We start from the raw sequence: 15,194 nt of genomic DNA, 5'->3' as shown, positions 1-15,194 counted from the left end.
ATGATCATTTCGTGCGATCGCACGAGAGGGGCGACCCCGCATTTCCCCAATTCGGACCAGTGGTCGAGCCCGTCTACACTCGGAAACGTGCCACGTGGTGACGGTCGACTCAATCACGACCTGCTTCCCGGTGAGAAGGGCCCCCAGGACGCTTGTGGCGTCTTCGGTGTCTGGGCTCCGGGTGAAGAGGTCGCAAAGCTCACGTACTTCGGGCTCTACGCCCTCCAGCATCGGGGCCAGGAATCCGCGGGTATCGCGGTCAGCAACGGCTCCCAGATCCTCGTCTTCAAGGACATGGGGCTTGTCTCCCAGGTCTTCGACGAGACCTCTCTCGGTTCCCTCCAAGGTCATATCGCGGTCGGTCACGCCCGCTACTCGACCACCGGGGCCTCCGTGTGGGAGAACGCGCAGCCGACGTTCCGGGCGACCGCCCGCGGCTCGATCGCGCTCGGCCACAACGGCAACCTGGTGAACACGGCGCAGCTCGCCGAGATGGTCGCGGACCTGCCCAAGAAGGAAGGCCGCTCGACCCGGGTGGCCGCTACCAACGACACCGACCTGGTCACCGCGCTCCTCGCGGGCCAGGTGGGCGAGGACGGTGAGCCGCTCACCATCGAGCAGGCCGCCGCGAAGGTCCTCCCCGACGTCCGGGGCGCCTTCTCCCTCGTCTTCATGGACGAGCACACGCTCTACGCGGCCCGTGACCCGCAGGGCATCCGCCCGCTGGTCCTCGGCCGCCTGGAGCGTGGCTGGGTGGTCGCCTCCGAGTCCGCCGCTCTCGACATCTGCGGTGCCAGTTTCGTCCGCGAGGTCGAGCCGGGCGAGATGATCGCGATCGACGAGAACGGCATCCGCACCTCGCGATTCGCGGAAGCGAAGCCCAAGGGCTGCGTCTTCGAGTACGTGTACCTGGCCCGCCCGGACACCGACATCGCCGGCCGGAACGTGTACCTCTCCCGCGTGGAGATGGGCCGCCGCCTCGCGAAGGAGGCGCCCGTCGAGGCCGACCTGGTCATAGCGACGCCGGAGTCCGGCACCCCGGCCGCGATCGGCTACGCCGAGGCCTCGGGCATCCCCTTCGGCGCGGGTCTGGTGAAGAACGCCTACGTCGGGCGCACCTTCATCCAGCCCTCCCAGACCATCCGCCAGCTCGGCATCCGGCTGAAGCTGAACCCCCTCAAGGACGTCATCAAGGGCAAGCGCCTGGTGGTCGTCGACGACTCGATCGTCCGCGGAAACACCCAGCGCGCCCTGGTCAAGATGCTCCGCGAGGCCGGCGCGGCCGAGATCCACATCCGGATCTCCTCCCCGCCGGTGAAGTGGCCCTGCTTCTTCGGCATCGACTTCGCCACCCGCGCGGAGCTGATCGCCAACGGCATGTCGATCGAGGAGATCGGCAAGTCGCTGGGCGCGGACTCGCTCTCGTACATCTCCCTCGACGGGATGATCGAGGCGACCACGATCCAGAAGCCGAACCTCTGCCGTGCCTGCTTCGACGGCGAGTACCCGATGGAGCTGCCGGACCCCGAGCTGCTCGGCAAGCAGCTCCTGGAGAACGAGCTGGCCGCGGGTCCCGCGGCCACCGCCGCCTCCGACGCGCTCCGTCGTCCGTGAGTCCTGCCGCCCGTAAGACCCCGCTGCACACCCGCAGTACGACACGAAAGTTCTCAACCCATGTCTGAGACCACTGGTGCCAGCTACGCGTCCGCGGGCGTCGACATCGAGGCGGGTGACCGCGCCGTCGAGCTCATGAAGGAGTGGGTGAGGAAGACGCAGCGCCCTGAGGTCCTCGGTGGCCTCGGGGGCTTCGCCGGCCTCTTCGACGCCTCCGCCCTCAAGCGCTACGAGCGTCCGCTGCTCGCCTCCGCCACCGACGGTGTCGGGACGAAGGTCGACATCGCCCGCCAGATGGGCGTGTACGACACCATCGGCCACGACCTGGTCGCGATGGTCATGGACGACATCGTCGTCTGCGGCGCCGAGCCGCTCTTCATGACCGACTACATCTGCGTGGGCAAGGTCCACCCGGAGCGGGTCGCCGCCATCGTCAAGGGCATCGCCGAGGGCTGCGTCCTGGCCGGCTGCGCCCTGGTCGGCGGCGAGACGGCGGAGCACCCGGGTCTCCTCGGCCCGGACGACTTCGACGTGGCCGGCGCGGGCACGGGTGTCGTGGAGTACGACCGGCTCCTCGGCGCCGATCGCATCCGTACGGGGGACGCGGTCATCGCCATGGCCTCCTCGGGTCTTCACTCCAACGGGTACTCGCTCGTCCGGCACGTGGTCTTCGACCGCGCCGGCATGACCCTCGACCAGCGGGTCGAGGAGCTCGGCCGGACGCTCGGCGAGGAGCTCCTGGAGCCCACGAGGATCTACTCCCTCGACTGCCTGGCCCTCACCCGGACCACGGACGTCCACGCGTTCAGCCACATCACGGGCGGCGGCCTCGCGGCCAACCTGGCCCGGGTGATCCCGGACGGCCTGCACGCCACGGTCGACCGTTCGACCTGGGCGCCGGGCGCGATCTTCGACCTGGTCGGCAGGGCCGGTCAGGTGGAGCGCCTGGAGCTGGAGAAGACCCTGAACATGGGTGTCGGCATGATGGCCGTCGTGCCGGCCGACTCCGTGGACGCGGCCCTGGCGACGCTGGAGGACCGGGGCGTCGAGGCCTGGGTCGCGGGCGAGATCACCGAGCGCGGCGCCCACACCACGGGCGCGGAGCTGGTCGGGGAGTACGCGTAGTAGGACGGGCTGTAGGCGTACGGGGCGTCCCTGAGGGGGCGCCCCGTACGCGTTCAGCGGGCTCCGGGCCCGCCCGTACGCGGACAGCACAGAAACCCGGCCGGGTGGTCCCGGACCGGGTTTCGGTGATTCAGAAGGTCAAGCGCGACGCTGGGACGAACCAGGACCGGACTCGTCGTCCTCGTCCTCGTCGTCCTCGTTATAGAGATCCGCGTACTGGGCGTACGGGTCGTCTTCCTCGTCGTCGTCCTCGAACGGCTCGCCATTCGGCGGCTGGTTCGAAGTCGAAGCGCCCAGCTCATTGGCCAGACGCGTCAGGTCCGTCCCGCCGCTGCTGTACTTCAGCTGGCGGGCGACCTTGGTCTGCTTGGCCTTTGCCCGGCCGCGCCCCATGGCTCGACCCCCTCGGTGACGGGGCTCGATGGCCCCAGAGTCTTGACACGCGTTCATGATTCGGAACGGACTCTCGACAGAGAGACCGGTCCGTAGGGCTTCAACGGTACCTGTTTCCGCGGGTCTACGGTACGCCGCACGCATCACATACCCCGGTACAGAACCTTCGAGGTGCCCTTTCCTCGCTGGTCAATCGCGATTTTAACCTCTTCTCGGGGGCCGACCCGCCGAGGGGCGTGAGAGAAGTCTCCCCGGCGACGGTCCGGCCCCGTTCGAGGCCCGCGTATGGCCCGTGTGCGGCCCGTGTGTGGCCCGCCTGGGCGCCACACGGGCCACACCACGCACTCAGGCGCGTCGCGCGTCCGCCATGCGCTGCTCGGCGATCCGGTCGGAGGCCGCGGCCGGCGGGATCCCGTCCGCCTTCGCACGTGCGAAGATTTCGAGGGTGGTGTCGAAGATCTTCGTGGCCTTCGCCTTGCAGCGGTCGAAGTCGAAGCCGTGCAGCTCGTCCGCGACCTGGATCACGCCACCGGCGTTGACGACGTAGTCGGGCGCGTAGAGGATCCCGCGCTCCACGAGGTCCTTCTCGATGCCCGGGTGGGCGAGCTGGTTGTTGGCCGCGCCGCAGACGATGCTCGCGGTGATGAACGGCACGGTCTCCTCGTTCAGGGCGCCGCCCAGCGCGCAGGGCGCGTAGATGTCGAGGCCCTCGACACGGATCAGCGCCTCGGTGTCGGCGACGACGGTGACCTGCGGGTGCTTGTCCGTGATCCGGCGCAACGACTCCTCGCGCACATCGGTGATCACGACCTCGGCGCCGTCCTCCAGGAGGTGCTCGACGAGGTAGTGGCCGACCTTGCCGACGCCCGCGACGCCGACCTTGCGGCCGCGCAGGGTCGGGTCGCCCCAGAGGGTCTGCGCGGAGGCGCGCATGCCCTGGAAGACGCCGAAGGCGGTGAGGACGGAGGAGTCGCCGGCGCCGCCGTTCTCGGGGGAGCGGCCGGTGGTCCAGGTGTTCTCGCGGGCGACGACGTCCATGTCGGCGACGTAGGTGCCGACGTCGCAGGCCGTGACGTACCGGCCGCCGAGGGAGGCCACGAAGCGCCCGTAGGCGAGGAGGAGCTCCTCCGACTTGATCTTCTCCGGGTCGCCGATGATGACGGCCTTGCCGCCGCCGTGGTCGAGACCGGCCATGGCGTTCTTGTACGACATGCCGCGGGCCAGGTTGAGCGCGTCGGCGATCGCCTCGGCCTCACTGGCGTACGGGTAGAAGCGGGTGCCGCCGAGGGCGGGGCCCAGGGCGGTGGAGTGGAGGGCGATGACGGCCTTGAGGCCGGTGGCGCGGTCCTGGCAGAGCACGACTTGCTCGTGGCCACCCTGCTCCGAGTGGAACAGGGTGCGCAGTACGTCAGCAGGAACGCCGGTCACATCGGTCACGGTGGTGACTCCCAAGTACGAAGCGGCGGTTTCGGCCCTCCCTGTGGGTGGGGGAGGACCAGTTCGGCAAGAGGGTAAGTCCTACCTGGGCGTAGATCGGCCGCAGTGCTCAGGATCACCCCCTCCCGGAGTACCTCCGTGGAAGGATTCGCGACATGTCGGTCGCCTCCTCGGTCCTCATCCCCTACGCGTCCTATCTGCGGGTGTACGAGCCGCTGGCCGCGTTCCCCGAGCCGGAGCGGACCCACTGGGCCCGGTACGCGCGCCGGCCGCACACCCCGGGGGCGCAGGAGGAGCTGCGGCGCTCCCTCGCGGACCTGCTGCCGACGCCGCCGGTGCCGGTCCCGGTCCACGAGAGCGGGGAGGCCTTCGTCGCCCACCTGGACGGGGTGGTGGTGATCTGTCCGTGGCGGACGCGGCTGCGCGGGTGGCTGGCGCTCCAGGAGCTGGACGGCCAGTTCCCCGGTCCCGTGCTCGACGCGATGCTGCCGCCGGTCGTACGCCTCCAGGTGGCGGGCGACTACGAGCGGTGGCTGAGCAGGAACCCGGACGCACGGCCGTGGATCCGCACGGCGGTCTGGCAGGTGCCGCTGCGCTGGTTCGCGCTCTTCGGGGACGAGGACCGGCAGTACGAGCCGGGGGGGCCGGTCGGGGCGGGGGGCACGGAGCCGGGCCGGGCGCCGGTGCTGCGCTACCGGACGACGATGGCGCAGGCGCGCCGGCGTCTCGCGCGGGCGCTGCGGGCCCTGCGGAAGTCGATCGACGAAGGTCCGATGACGGAGGGCCTGATCGAGGTGGGGCGCTGGCTGGAGGAGTTCCATCCGCGGGCGCTGGTGGAGCTGGACTTCGGGGGCCTGGTGCACGCGGTCACGGAGGAGTGGCTGGCCGAGGACCGGTCGGCGGCGCAGTTGGCGGAGGGGATCGCGGCGCTGCGCGCGGGGGACGGCGAGGGGGCGAGCGAGGCGTACGGGCGGCTGGCGGAACGCTGGCGGATCGTCAGGGACCTGCGCTTCGCGAATTGACATCAGTCGGGCATCTTCGTCAGGTCGGTATCGACAAGACATGTCCGGCCGGTGTAAATGATCTTCAGGGCTGTCCGGATCCCGCTGCCCGGATTTCGGTCTTCGCGGGGTCCGGGTCTTTCGGCACCTGCCGGGCGGGGACGTTGGTCCCGATCCGGGCCTTTGGCTCAAGCGTGACGGACAGCACTTACCGCACCCTTGCGTCGATCACCCACCCTCGTGCCAAAATAGGACAAGGAGTCCGGGGAGGGTTCCTTCCGTCCATCTATGGGCGGAACGCTCAGCATTGCACTCTATGGGGGGTCTGAGGACTCCTGATCGCTCTGTGACTGATCGTCACAGGCGCGTGACTGTCCGTTATGGCATGGTCCATCGACTTCCGCCGCTGATGAACACCTGCGAGGGCAATTCCATCGGTTTGGCCGACGTGGCTGGACGGATGGTGTAGTTGTAGTGCCGAGGACAAGCCGTTCGTCCTATAACCGACTCGGCCCGCTTCTGCCATTTCGGGCAACGCGGGTCAAGGTGCAGAATTTAGAGGAAAGAACCGAGAAGGTTCGGTTCTCCCGAGGAGGCCGCTCATGACCGCTCGCACCCCTGATGCCGAGCCGCTGCTGACCCCTGCCGAGGTTGCCACGATGTTCCGCGTGGACCCGAAGACGGTGACCCGTTGGGCGAAGGCCGGGAAGCTCACGTCCATCCGCACCCTGGGTGGACACCGCCGCTACCGCGAGGCCGAGGTTCGCGCGCTGCTGGCGGGTATTCCGCAGCAGCGCAGCGAGGCCTGAGGTCGCGCACACCCCGCAGTACCCCGTAACACCGGGCCTGTCCGGATCCCCCAATCCGGTGGCCCACCCCTAGCTCTGCCGACGGAATCCTGCCCCAACAGGCCTACGTCAACGATCGCGCTGGACTCCGCCGGGTCTGGCGCGATCTTCTTTTGTGTCCGGCGCCACTCGGCGCAGGCCGGTGCAATTGCACATATTAAATCGGACCGGTGTAGGGAGGGTGTAAGTGAAGCGGTTTCTGAAACTGCTTCAGTGACTCCCGTCACACCCGTGAAGTCTTGCCAAAGAACAGCCTGCCACTGCGGGGAACGCTCCCAACCCGCCGTTGGTCATGGGTCGGTAGGACTTTCGTCCTCAGTGGCCCCCACGGGCCCGGCCGGCCCCTGGAGCCTCTCGGAAGCCCCGGAGGGAGTCCCCGGTGACGTCTCGGAGGGAGTCTCGGAGGGTGTCTCGGGGGGCGCCTCCCGCGTCTCCCCCGCCTCTAGGGGCTCTAGGGGCTCCGGAGGTTCGGGGAGCTCGGGGAGCTCGGGGAGCTCGGGAAGCTCCATGGCGAGCCGCAGGAGGCGGTGGCAGACCACGCAGTGGCGCGTGAGGTGTCCGTAGCGGGACGCGGCCGCCAGATGGGCGCGCAGCAGTGCTCGTGTGTCGTGTCGTGCTGCGGACGCCGCGGCCATGCGCGACCACCTCCGGTGTGGGCCCCCGATTCCCTGATGTCCGGGGTACCGGTGGGCGCGTGGCCCCGTCAAGACACGGGAACACAACGAAAGGCCCGCATCGTGTGATGCGGGCCTTTCGGTAAAGCGAACCTGACGGGACTTGAACCCGCGACCTCCACCTTGACAGGGTGGCGAGCTAACCAACTGCTCCACAGGTCCTTGTTCGCGGCCCCTCGTGAGTGGCTGCAGACAAGACTGTACAGCAGGTCAGCGGTCCGGTCGAACTCACCACCGGTCAGGCCGGTCAGGGTGCCGCCGCGTCGATCGCCTTCACGATCCGCTTGTCCGAGATCGGGTAGGCCGTGCCCAGCGCGTGCGCGAAGTAGCTCACCCGCAGCTCCTCGATCATCCAGCGGATGTCGGTGACCTCGGACGGCACCGGGCGGCCCTTCGGGAGCTGTTCGAGCAGCCACGCGTACTCGTCCAGCATCTCGTGGACCTTCTCCGTCCGGGTGGTGTCCCGCTGCACCCCGGTCGGCATCTGCTGGAGCCGCCGGTCCACCGCCACCAGATAGCGCATCAGGTCCGGGAGCCGCTTGAGCCCCGTCCGGGTGACGAAGCCCGCCGGCATCAGCCAGGCCAGCTGCTCGCGCACGTCGGTCAGGTTGTTGATCAGGGCCAGGCTGTGGGTGGACTTGAGCCGGCGCTGGCAGGCCTGCCAGGCCGCCAGGATCTGCTGGACCTGGCCCACCGTCCGTACCGTCGTGTCCACCAGGTCCGCGCGGACCTTGTCGAACAGCTTCCGGAAGGACTCCTCGTCCCAGGCCGGACCCCCGTGCTCGGCGATCAGCCGGTCGGCCGCGGCCGTCGCGCAGTCGTCGAAGAGGGCCTGGATCGAACCGTGCGGGTTCGAGGACAGGGCCAGCTTCTGCTGGTTGGTCAGCTTGTCCGAGGCGAACTTCGCCGGGTTCACCGGGATGTTCAGCATGATCAGCTTCCGGGTGCCCCGCCACATCGCCAGGGCCTGCTCGGCCTCCGTGTCGAAGAGCCGGACGGCGACGGTCGCGCCCTCGTCGACCAGCGCCGGGTACGCCTTGACCGGCTGGCCGCCCCGCTTGGTCTCGAAGACCTTCGTGAGCGTGCCGATCGTCCAGTCCGTGAGCCCCGTGCGCTCCAGGGAGGGCCCGGAGCCGTCCGGACCCCCGGTGGCCGCCGCGGCGGCCTGGGAGAGGGCCTTACGGGCCTTGGGGCGCAGCCGCAGCCGCAGCGTCTCCAGGTCCTTGTCCTCGGCGAGCTTCCTGCGCCGCTCGTCGACGATCCGGAAGGTCACCTTGAGGTGCTCGGGGACCTTCGCCCAGTCGAAGTCCTCGGCCGTGACCGGGACCCCGACCATCCGCTGGAGCTCGCGGGCCAGCGCCCCCGCCAGCGGCTCCTGCACCGGCACGACGACGTCCAGGAAGCGGGACGCGAAGTTCGGCGCGGGGACGTAGTGGCGGCGGATCGGCTTCGGCAGGGAGCGGATCAGCTCCGTGACGACCTCCGCGCGCAGACCCGGGATCTGCCACTCGAAGCCCTCGTCCGTCACCTGGTTCAGCACCTGGAGCGGGACGTGGACGGTCACGCCGTCGGCGTCCGCGCCCGGCTCGAACTGGTACGTCACCCGGAACTTCAGCGGGCCCTGCCGCCAGGAGTCCGGGTAGTCGTCCTTGGTGACCCCGGCGGCCTTCTCGTTGATGAGCATCTCGCGCTCGAAGTCGAGGAACTCCGGATCCTCGTGGCGCTTGTGCTTCCACCAGGAGTCGAAGTGGGCTCCGGACACGACGTGCTCGGGGACGCGCTTGTCGTAGAAGTCGAAGAGGGTCTCGTCGTCGACGAGGATGTCCCGGCGGCGCGCCCGGTGCTCCAGCTCCTCGACCTCGGTGAGGAGCTTGCGGTTGTCCGCGAAGAACTTGTGGTGGGTGCGCCAGTCGCCCTCGACGAGCGCGTTCCTGATGAACAGGTCGCGGGAGACCTCGGGGTCGATCCGGCCGTAGTTCACCTTGCGGTCGGCGATGATCGGGACGCCGTACAGCGTCACCTTCTCGAAGGCCATCACGGCCGCCTGGTCCTTCTCCCAGTGCGGTTCGCTGTACGTCTTCTTGATCAGGTGCTGGGCGAGCGGCTCGATCCACTCGGGCTCCACGCGCGCGTTGACCCGGGCCCAGAGGCGAGAGGTCTCCACCAGCTCCGCCGACATGACGAAACGCGGGGGCTTCTTGAAGAGCGCGGAGCCGGGGAAGAGCGCGAACTTGGCGCCGCGGGCACCCAGGTAGTCGTTCTTCGCGCCGTCCTTCACGTCCTTCATGCCGATGTGGCTGAGCAGACCGGCGAGGAGGGAGACGTGGACGGACTGCTCCGGCGCGTCCTCCTCGTTGAGGTGGATCCCCATCTGCTTCGCGACCGTCCGCAGCTGGGCGTAGATGTCCTGCCACTCGCGGATGCGCAGGAAGTTCAGGTACTCCTGCTTGCACATCCGGCGGAACGAGGACGAGCCGCGCTCCTTCTGCTGCTCGCGGACGTACCGCCAGAGGTTCAGGTAGGCGAGGAAGTCGCTCGTCTCGTCCTTGAACCGGGCGTGCTGCTGGTCGGCCTGGGTCTGCTTCTCCGCCGGCCGCTCGCGCGGGTCCTGGATGGAGAGAGCGGCCGCGATCACCATGACCTCGCGGACGCAGCCGTTCCTGTCGGCCTCCAGGACCATCCGGGCGAGCCGCGGGTCCACGGGCAGCTGGGCGAGCTTCCGGCCCTGCTGCGTCAGCCGCTTCTTCGGGTCCTTCTCGTTCGGGTCGATCGCGCCCAGCTCCTGGAGGAGCTGCACGCCGTCCCGGATGTTCCGGTGGTCCGGCGGGTCGATGAAGGGGAACTTCTCGATGTCGCCGAGGCCCGCGGCGGTCATCTGGAGGATGACGGAGGCGAGGTTGGTACGGAGGATCTCGGCGTCCGTGAACTCCGGACGCGACAGGAAGTCGTCCTCCGAGTAGAGCCGGATGCAGATGCCGTCGGACGTACGGCCGCAGCGGCCCTTGCGCTGGTTGGCGCTGGCCTGGCTGACCGCCTCGATCGGCAGCCGCTGCACCTTGGTGCGGTGCGAGTAGCGCGAGATGCGGGCGGTGCCCGGATCGATCACGTACTTGATGCCGGGGACGGTCAGGGACGTCTCGGCGACGTTCGTGGCGAGGACGATCCGGCGGCCGGAGTGGGCCTGGAACACGCGGTGCTGCTCGGCGTGGCTCAGGCGGGCGTAGAGGGGGAGGACCTCGGTGTTCCGGAGGTTCCGCTTGAGGAGCGCGTCCGCGGTGTCCCGGATCTCGCGCTCGCCGGAGAGGAAGACCAGGACGTCGCCCGGGCCCTCGGACTGCAGTTCGTCGACGGCGTCGCAGATCGCGGTGATCTGGTCCCGGTCGGCCTCTTCGGAGTCCTCTTCGAGGAGGGGCCGGTAGCGGACCTCGACCGGGTACGTGCGGCCGGAGACCTCGACGATCGGGGCCTCGCCGAAGTGGCGGGAGAAACGCTCCGGGTCGATCGTCGCGGAGGTGATGACGACCTTGAGGTCGGGGCGCTTGGGCAGCAGCTGGGCCAGATAGCCGAGCAGGAAGTCGATGTTGAGGGACCGCTCGTGGGCCTCGTCGATGATGATCGTGTCGTAGGCGCGCAGCTCGCGGTCCGTCTGGATCTCGGCGAGCAGGATGCCGTCCGTCATCAGCTTCACGAAGGTCGCGTCGGGGTTCACCTGGTCGGTGAACCGGACCTTCCAGCCGACGGCCTCGCCCAGCGGGGTCCGCAGCTCCTCGGCGACCCGCTCGGCGACCGTGCGGGCGGCGATCCGGCGGGGCTGGGTGTGCCCGATCATGCCCCGGACGCCCCGGCCGAGCTCCAGACAGATCTTCGGGATCTGGGTGGTCTTTCCGGAGCCCGTCTCACCGGCGACGATCACGACCTGGTGGTCGCGTATCGCCTCCAGGATCTCGTCCTTCTTCTGCGAGACGGGCAGCTGTTCGGGATAGGTGACCGCGGGCACGCGGGAGGCGCGCCCGTCGACGCGTTCCTTGGCCTTGGCCGCCTCGACGGCGATCTCGTCCAGGACGGCCTCGCGGGCCTCGGGCTTGCGGATGCGGCGGGCGCCTTCGAGGCGGCGGCCGAGCCGGTGGGAGTCCCGCAGCGAGACCTCGGCCAGGACGGACTGGAGGGCGGCGAAGGAAGTAGACATACGGAGTCCAGGATCGCACCTGCGGCCGAGAAGCGGCGAACCGATTTAAGAGCGGCCTCTCCGGGGGCGAGAGCCGGGGGTGCGTACTATTTCGGGCACGTCGACCGGACCGGAGAGGTTTCGCATGTTCTGCACCACCCGCGTGCCGGCGGCGTTCGTCGCGCTCGTGGCGCTGGTGCTCGGCCTCCTGGTGTGCGGTTCCGCGGGCGGCCCGGCCGCGGCGACGACCGTGGCCTCGGCGGCCGGCTCGGTCCCGGGTGCCCCTCCGGCGGCTCCGCCCGTCGCGGGCGCGGCCGTGCCGGGCTGCGATCCGGCCCATGCCGTCGGGGAGGGGGCCGCGGGCCCCGTCGTACCGCCCCGAGCGAGCGGCTTCGCTGAGCTGCTGCCCGCGCTCGCCGCCGACCGGACACCGTGCGGGGCCCGGGCGACGGATCCGGGCGGTCGGGGCGCGTCGCCGGGGCGGGAGCCGCCCGCGCGCGTACCGCCGTCTCCCGTGGAGCTGTCGGTCCTGAGGGTGTAGAGGGACGGCCGCCCTCCGTCCCTCTTTCCCCGTCCCGCCCTTTCAGGAGCACTTCCGCATGTCCAGGTCCAAGCCGATCGTGATCGTCTCCGGGGTGGCGGCCGCCGCCGTCCTGCTCGGCGTCGTCTCGTACACCGCCACCAAGCCCGCCGCTCCCGGCGCCTCGGGCTCCTCGGCCGTCGCCGAGGTCTCCGCCGACCCGTCCGCCGGCGTCTACGCCGAACTGGAGGCGTACGCCCGCCGGGACGCCTCCGACAAGCTCGCCCTCGGCCGGGCCGACGCGCCCGTCGTGCTCATCGAGTACGCCGACTTCAAGTGCGGCTACTGCGGGAAGTTCGCCCGGGACACCGAGCCGGTCCTGGTGAAGAAGTACGTGGACGACGGCACCCTGCGCATCGAGTGGCGGAACTTCCCGATCTTCGGAGAGGAGTCGGAGGCGGTCGCCCGCGCCTCCTGGGCGGCCGGGCAGCAGGGCCGCTTCTGGCAGTTCCACCGGGCCGCCTACGCCGAGGGCGCCAAGGAGAAGGGCTTCGGGAAGGAGCGGCTCGCCGCCCTCGCCGAGGAGGCGGGCGTCCCCGACGCGGCCCGGTTCGCGAAGGACACCGACGGGGCGGCGGCCCGTGAGGCGGTCCGTGCGGACCAGGAGCAGGGGTACTCCCTCGGCGCCACCTCCACCCCGTCCTTCCTGGTCAACGGCCGGCCGATCGCGGGCGCGCAGCCCCTGGAGACCTTCACGGAGACGATCGAGGCGGCGGCGAAGGCGGCGAAGGCCAAGGAGAGCGGGGGCGGGCCGGCGGCGACCGGGTCCGCGAAGCCCTCCCCGGGCACGCCGTGACCTCCGGAATCGGCTACTTCGCCGCCTTCCTCGGCGGTCTGCTCGCCCTGCTCAGCCCGTGCAGCGCCCTCCTCCTGCCCGCCTTCTTCGCGTACTCCGTCGACACGCGCGCGAAGCTGGTGGCCAGGACCGGCATCCTCTACGCGGGCCTGGCGACGACCCTCGTCCCGCTCGGCGCGGCCGGGTCCTTCGCGGGCCGCCTCTTCTACGGCCACCGGGACCTGCTCGTCACCGTCGGCGGCTGGCTGATCATCGGGCTCGGCGTCCTCCAGATCCTCGGCCTGGGCTTCGCCTCCCGGCGGATGGCCGAGGCGAGCGGCCGCATCCGGCCGACGTCGGCGCTCTCCGTCTACGCCCTCGGGCTGGTCTACGGCCTCGCGGGATTCTGCGCGGGCCCGATCCTCGGCAGCGTCCTGACGGTGGCGGCGCTGAGCGGCAGCCCGGCGTACGGAGGGCTGCTCCTCGCCGTGTACGCGCTCGGCATGGCCGTCCCGCTGTTCGTGCTCGCGCTGCTCTGGGAGCGGTACGACCTGGGCGGGCGGCGCTGGCTGCGCGGGCGCCCGCTCCGGGTCGGCCCGCTCACGCTCCACTCGACCTCGCTGCTCTCGGGCCTGTTCTTCGTGGCCCTCGGCACGCTCTTCCTGGTCTTCGACGGGACGACCGCGCTGCCGGGCCTGCTGTCGGTGGACGACTCGTTCGCGGTGGAGCAGCGGGTGGCGTCGCTCGGCCGCGCGGTCCCGGACTGGGCACTGCTCGTCGCGGTGGTGGCCGTGGTGGCGCTGCCGCTCGCCCTGCGGGGCGGGCGGGGGAGCCGGGCGCGGGAGCGCGAGGAGGTGTGACCGTACGGGGGAGGGGCGCGGGCCCCTTCCCCGTACGGAGCTGGGGGAGGCGCGCGCCCTTCGCCCGTACGGAGCCGCCGTGCGGACCGGGGGCGCCGAGGCCCTTCCCGTACCGGCCCGTCGGAACACGAAGAAGGCCCCGTTCTTTCGAACGGGGCCTTCTGACTGTGGCTGGGGCCGGGGTCGAACCGGCGACCTATCGCTTTTCAGGCGATCGCTCGTACCAACTGAGCTACCCAGCCACGAAGCCGTTTCCAGCTTCAGCGACTCTGACGGGACTTGAACCCGCGACCTCCACCTTGACAGGGTGGCGAGCTAACCAACTGCTCCACAGAGCCAAGCTTGTGCGCGATCACTAGTCTCGCACACGGTGATGCGTGCCCCCAACGGGATTCGAACCCGTGCTACCGCCTTGAAAGGGCGGCGTCCTGGGCCACTAGACGATGAGGGCTAGAGGCTCACCTGCGCACTTCTCAGTGCGTCGGGGACGTGAGAAGCATATGGGATGACGGCCGCTATCGCCAAAACGGTTTCCGGCGGGGGGACAATGGGCGCGTGCTGGAGATGACGCGCGAGGAGTTCGAAGAGCTTGTCGCCGAGGCCCTGGACCGGATTCCGCCGGAGCTGACGCGGCTGATGGACAACGTCGCGGTGTTCGTGGAGGACGAGCCGGCCCCCGACGATCCCGAGCTGCTCGGGCTCTACGAGGGGACGCCGCTGACCGAGCGCGGTGAGTGGTACGCCGGTGTGCTGCCCGACCGCATCACGATCTACCGGGGGCCGACCCTGCGGATGTGCGAGTCGCGGGAGGACGTGGTCGCGGAGACCGAGATCACCGTGGTGCACGAGATCGCCCACCACTTCGGCATCGACGACGAGCGGCTGCACGCGCTCGGCTACGGCTGAGCCGACGTCCGGGCGGGTTGGGCTCCGGGCGTGTCCCTTGTGGCGTCAGGGGAGTTGGGCAGTGCGACGCGTTCCGTTCCTGCCTGTTGTGTTCTGGAGGTGCCCCCGTGCGCCATTTGCCCACCCCGGTGAGATGGGCCGCCACCGCGCTGGCCGTCGCGGCCTGTGCCGGTCTGAGCGGCTGTATGAGTGTGAGTGACGAGGGGGCGAAGCCGACGCCCGGCGCGTCCGGCGGGAAGCGGGGCGTGGCGACCGGGTCCGACGGCGGCGGTGGGGGTCTGCCCGGCGGTGACGGCGGGTCCTGGAACGGCCGGCCGGACGCGGGCGGACCGGACGTGGCCGGCTCGGGCAGCGAGACCCCGGTGCCGAGCGGCTCGCCCTCGGGCGCGGCGAAGCCCTCCGCGGGCGCGGTGCTGCCGGTGGAGGGCCCGGGTGGCCCCGGCCCGTCGAAGCCGCAGCCGACCGGCGGCTCGGACGGCCCGGGCGGAGCCGCGGGCGGCTCCACGGGGAGCGGGAGCGGCGGGAACGGCAGCGCGGGCGGCGGCAGCGGCGGGAACAGCGGCGGCTCGGGCGATGTCGGCGGCGGTGCCACACCGACGCCGGAGCCGACCGTCCCGAGCCCCGAGCCGACGCCGGAGCCCACCGTCCCGACGCCGGAGCCGACGCCGGAACCGACCTCGAACCCCACCGATCCGCCCGCCCCCGGGACCGACACCCAGATGGGTGCGCTGCGGGCCGCGGACGGGCCGGGAGCACCCCCCGAGCCGATGGCGTCTCCCCAGGTCGGACCGGTGTGACGGAGTCCGATTTGCCATA

Annotated in this window: 13 protein-coding genes and 4 tRNA genes; 9 read left to right on the top strand and 8 right to left on the bottom strand. The window is 70.4% G+C overall.

Features of this window, described 5'->3' with window-relative positions; translation table 11 throughout:
* The first annotated feature begins 87 nt into the window (after nt 1–87).
* Both purF and purM read left to right on the top strand, forming a co-directional pair.
* Nucleotides 88–1,614, top strand: a complete 1,527-nt coding sequence (gene purF, locus ACRRSS_RS34555; RefSeq protein WP_435974915.1) for an amidophosphoribosyltransferase — start codon at nt 88–90, stop codon at nt 1,612–1,614.
* Between the two features lie 60 nt (nt 1,615–1,674).
* A complete protein-coding gene (gene purM / locus ACRRSS_RS34550; protein WP_435974914.1) occupies nt 1,675–2,739 on the top strand; it encodes a phosphoribosylformylglycinamidine cyclo-ligase in 1,065 nt (354 codons plus the stop codon).
* 138 nt (nt 2,740–2,877) lie between these two features.
* On the opposite strand, the gene ACRRSS_RS34545 is transcribed toward purM, so the two are convergent.
* Nucleotides 2,878–3,132 (bottom strand): DUF3073 domain-containing protein, encoded by a 255-nt coding sequence (locus ACRRSS_RS34545; RefSeq protein ID WP_435974913.1) that lies wholly within the window; start codon nt 3,130–3,132, stop codon nt 2,878–2,880.
* Between the two features lie 345 nt (nt 3,133–3,477).
* The gene (locus ACRRSS_RS34540) at nt 3,478–4,569 is read right to left on the bottom strand and encodes a Leu/Phe/Val dehydrogenase (RefSeq protein WP_435974912.1); all 1,092 of its coding nucleotides are present in this window, start codon (nt 4,567–4,569) and stop codon (nt 3,478–3,480) included.
* A 155-nt stretch (nt 4,570–4,724) separates the two neighbouring features.
* On the opposite strand from ACRRSS_RS34540, the gene ACRRSS_RS34535 reads away from it, so the two are divergent.
* Nucleotides 4,725–5,591 carry a hypothetical protein gene (locus tag ACRRSS_RS34535; protein WP_435974911.1) on the top strand — a complete coding sequence of 289 codons (867 nt, stop codon included), beginning with the start codon at nt 4,725–4,727 and terminating at the stop codon, nt 5,589–5,591.
* 581 nt (nt 5,592–6,172) lie between these two features.
* Entirely contained in the window at nt 6,173–6,379 is a 207-nt protein-coding gene (gene bldC / locus ACRRSS_RS34530; RefSeq protein ID WP_003949541.1) for a developmental transcriptional regulator BldC, read from the top strand.
* Between the two features lie 329 nt (nt 6,380–6,708).
* On the opposite strand, the gene ACRRSS_RS34525 is transcribed toward bldC, so the two are convergent.
* The 3 genes from ACRRSS_RS34525 to hrpA form a co-directional block, all read right to left on the bottom strand.
* Nucleotides 6,709–7,053, bottom strand: coding sequence for a DUF6274 family protein (locus ACRRSS_RS34525; protein WP_435974910.1), 345 nt, complete (start codon nt 7,051–7,053; stop codon nt 6,709–6,711).
* A gap of 127 nt (nt 7,054–7,180) precedes the next feature.
* A tRNA-Asp gene (locus ACRRSS_RS34520) sits at nt 7,181–7,254 on the bottom strand.
* Nucleotides 7,255–7,339: 85 nt separating this feature from the next.
* Complete coding sequence (hrpA, locus tag ACRRSS_RS34515; RefSeq protein WP_435974909.1) at nt 7,340–11,278, bottom strand: ATP-dependent RNA helicase HrpA; 3,939 nt, start codon at nt 11,276–11,278, stop codon at nt 7,340–7,342.
* 124 nt (nt 11,279–11,402) lie between these two features.
* Here hrpA and ACRRSS_RS34510 point away from each other — a divergent pair, with 124 nt between their 5' ends.
* Genes ACRRSS_RS34510 through ACRRSS_RS34500 form a run of 3 tightly spaced genes read left to right on the top strand, consistent with a single transcriptional unit; the run spans nt 11,403 to nt 13,472 of the window.
* Nucleotides 11,403–11,798 carry a hypothetical protein gene (locus ACRRSS_RS34510; RefSeq protein WP_435974908.1) on the top strand — a complete coding sequence of 132 codons (396 nt, stop codon included), beginning with the start codon at nt 11,403–11,405 and terminating at the stop codon, nt 11,796–11,798.
* Nucleotides 11,799–11,856: 58 nt separating this feature from the next.
* Complete coding sequence (locus tag ACRRSS_RS34505) at nt 11,857–12,633, top strand: DsbA family protein (RefSeq protein WP_435974907.1); 777 nt, start codon at nt 11,857–11,859, stop codon at nt 12,631–12,633.
* Nucleotides 12,630–13,472 (top strand): cytochrome c biogenesis CcdA family protein, encoded by an 843-nt coding sequence (locus tag ACRRSS_RS34500; RefSeq protein ID WP_435974906.1) that lies wholly within the window; start codon nt 12,630–12,632, stop codon nt 13,470–13,472. Before ACRRSS_RS34505 ends, ACRRSS_RS34500 begins: the two co-directional genes overlap by 4 nt.
* A 168-nt stretch (nt 13,473–13,640) precedes the next feature.
* Here ACRRSS_RS34500 and ACRRSS_RS34495 read toward each other — a convergent pair.
* The 3 genes from ACRRSS_RS34495 to ACRRSS_RS34485 all read right to left on the bottom strand — a co-directional run bounded on the left by ACRRSS_RS34495 (nt 13,641) and on the right by ACRRSS_RS34485 (nt 13,923).
* Nucleotides 13,641–13,714: transfer RNA gene (locus ACRRSS_RS34495), tRNA-Phe, on the bottom strand.
* A 22-nt stretch (nt 13,715–13,736) separates the two neighbouring features.
* Nucleotides 13,737–13,810 (bottom strand) — tRNA-Asp (locus ACRRSS_RS34490).
* 40 nt (nt 13,811–13,850) lie between these two features.
* Nucleotides 13,851–13,923, bottom strand: a tRNA-Glu gene (locus ACRRSS_RS34485).
* Between the two features lie 104 nt (nt 13,924–14,027).
* Here ACRRSS_RS34485 and ACRRSS_RS34480 point away from each other — a divergent pair.
* Both ACRRSS_RS34480 and ACRRSS_RS34475 read left to right on the top strand, forming a co-directional pair.
* Nucleotides 14,028–14,378 carry a metallopeptidase family protein gene (locus tag ACRRSS_RS34480; RefSeq protein ID WP_033208941.1) on the top strand — a complete coding sequence of 117 codons (351 nt, stop codon included), beginning with the start codon at nt 14,028–14,030 and terminating at the stop codon, nt 14,376–14,378.
* Between the two features lie 107 nt (nt 14,379–14,485).
* Nucleotides 14,486–15,175: a hypothetical protein gene (locus ACRRSS_RS34475; protein WP_435974905.1), complete on the top strand. Its 690-nt coding sequence runs from the start codon at nt 14,486–14,488 to the stop codon at nt 15,173–15,175.
* The last annotated feature ends 19 nt before the right edge of the window (nt 15,176–15,194 follow it).

This window comes from Streptomyces sp. Qhu_M48 (assembly GCF_051305195.1).
Classification (GTDB): Bacteria; Actinomycetota; Actinomycetes; order Streptomycetales; family Streptomycetaceae; genus Streptomyces.
The sequence above is the reverse complement of the archived record's forward strand: the minus strand, read 5'-3'. Positions and strand labels throughout refer to the sequence as shown.

Bases quoted from the DNA above. Each gene is read 5' to 3' on its own strand.
- purM (WP_435974914.1), top strand. From the start codon at position 1,675: ATGTCTGAGACCACTGGTGCCAGCTACGCGTCCGCGGGCGTCGACATC.
- ACRRSS_RS34535 (WP_435974911.1), top strand. From the start codon at position 4,725: ATGTCGGTCGCCTCCTCGGTCCTCATCCCCTACGCGTCCTATCTGCGG.
- ACRRSS_RS34510 (WP_435974908.1), top strand. From the start codon at position 11,403: ATGTTCTGCACCACCCGCGTGCCGGCGGCGTTCGTCGCGCTCGTGGCG.
- ACRRSS_RS34525 (WP_435974910.1), bottom strand. From the start codon at position 7,053: ATGGCCGCGGCGTCCGCAGCACGACACGACACACGAGCACTGCTGCGC.
- ACRRSS_RS34505 (WP_435974907.1), top strand. From the start codon at position 11,857: ATGTCCAGGTCCAAGCCGATCGTGATCGTCTCCGGGGTGGCGGCCGCC.
- bldC (WP_003949541.1), top strand. From the start codon at position 6,173: ATGACCGCTCGCACCCCTGATGCCGAGCCGCTGCTGACCCCTGCCGAG.
- ACRRSS_RS34545 (WP_435974913.1), bottom strand. From the start codon at position 3,132: ATGGGGCGCGGCCGGGCAAAGGCCAAGCAGACCAAGGTCGCCCGCCAG.
- hrpA (WP_435974909.1), bottom strand. From the start codon at position 11,278: ATGTCTACTTCCTTCGCCGCCCTCCAGTCCGTCCTGGCCGAGGTCTCG.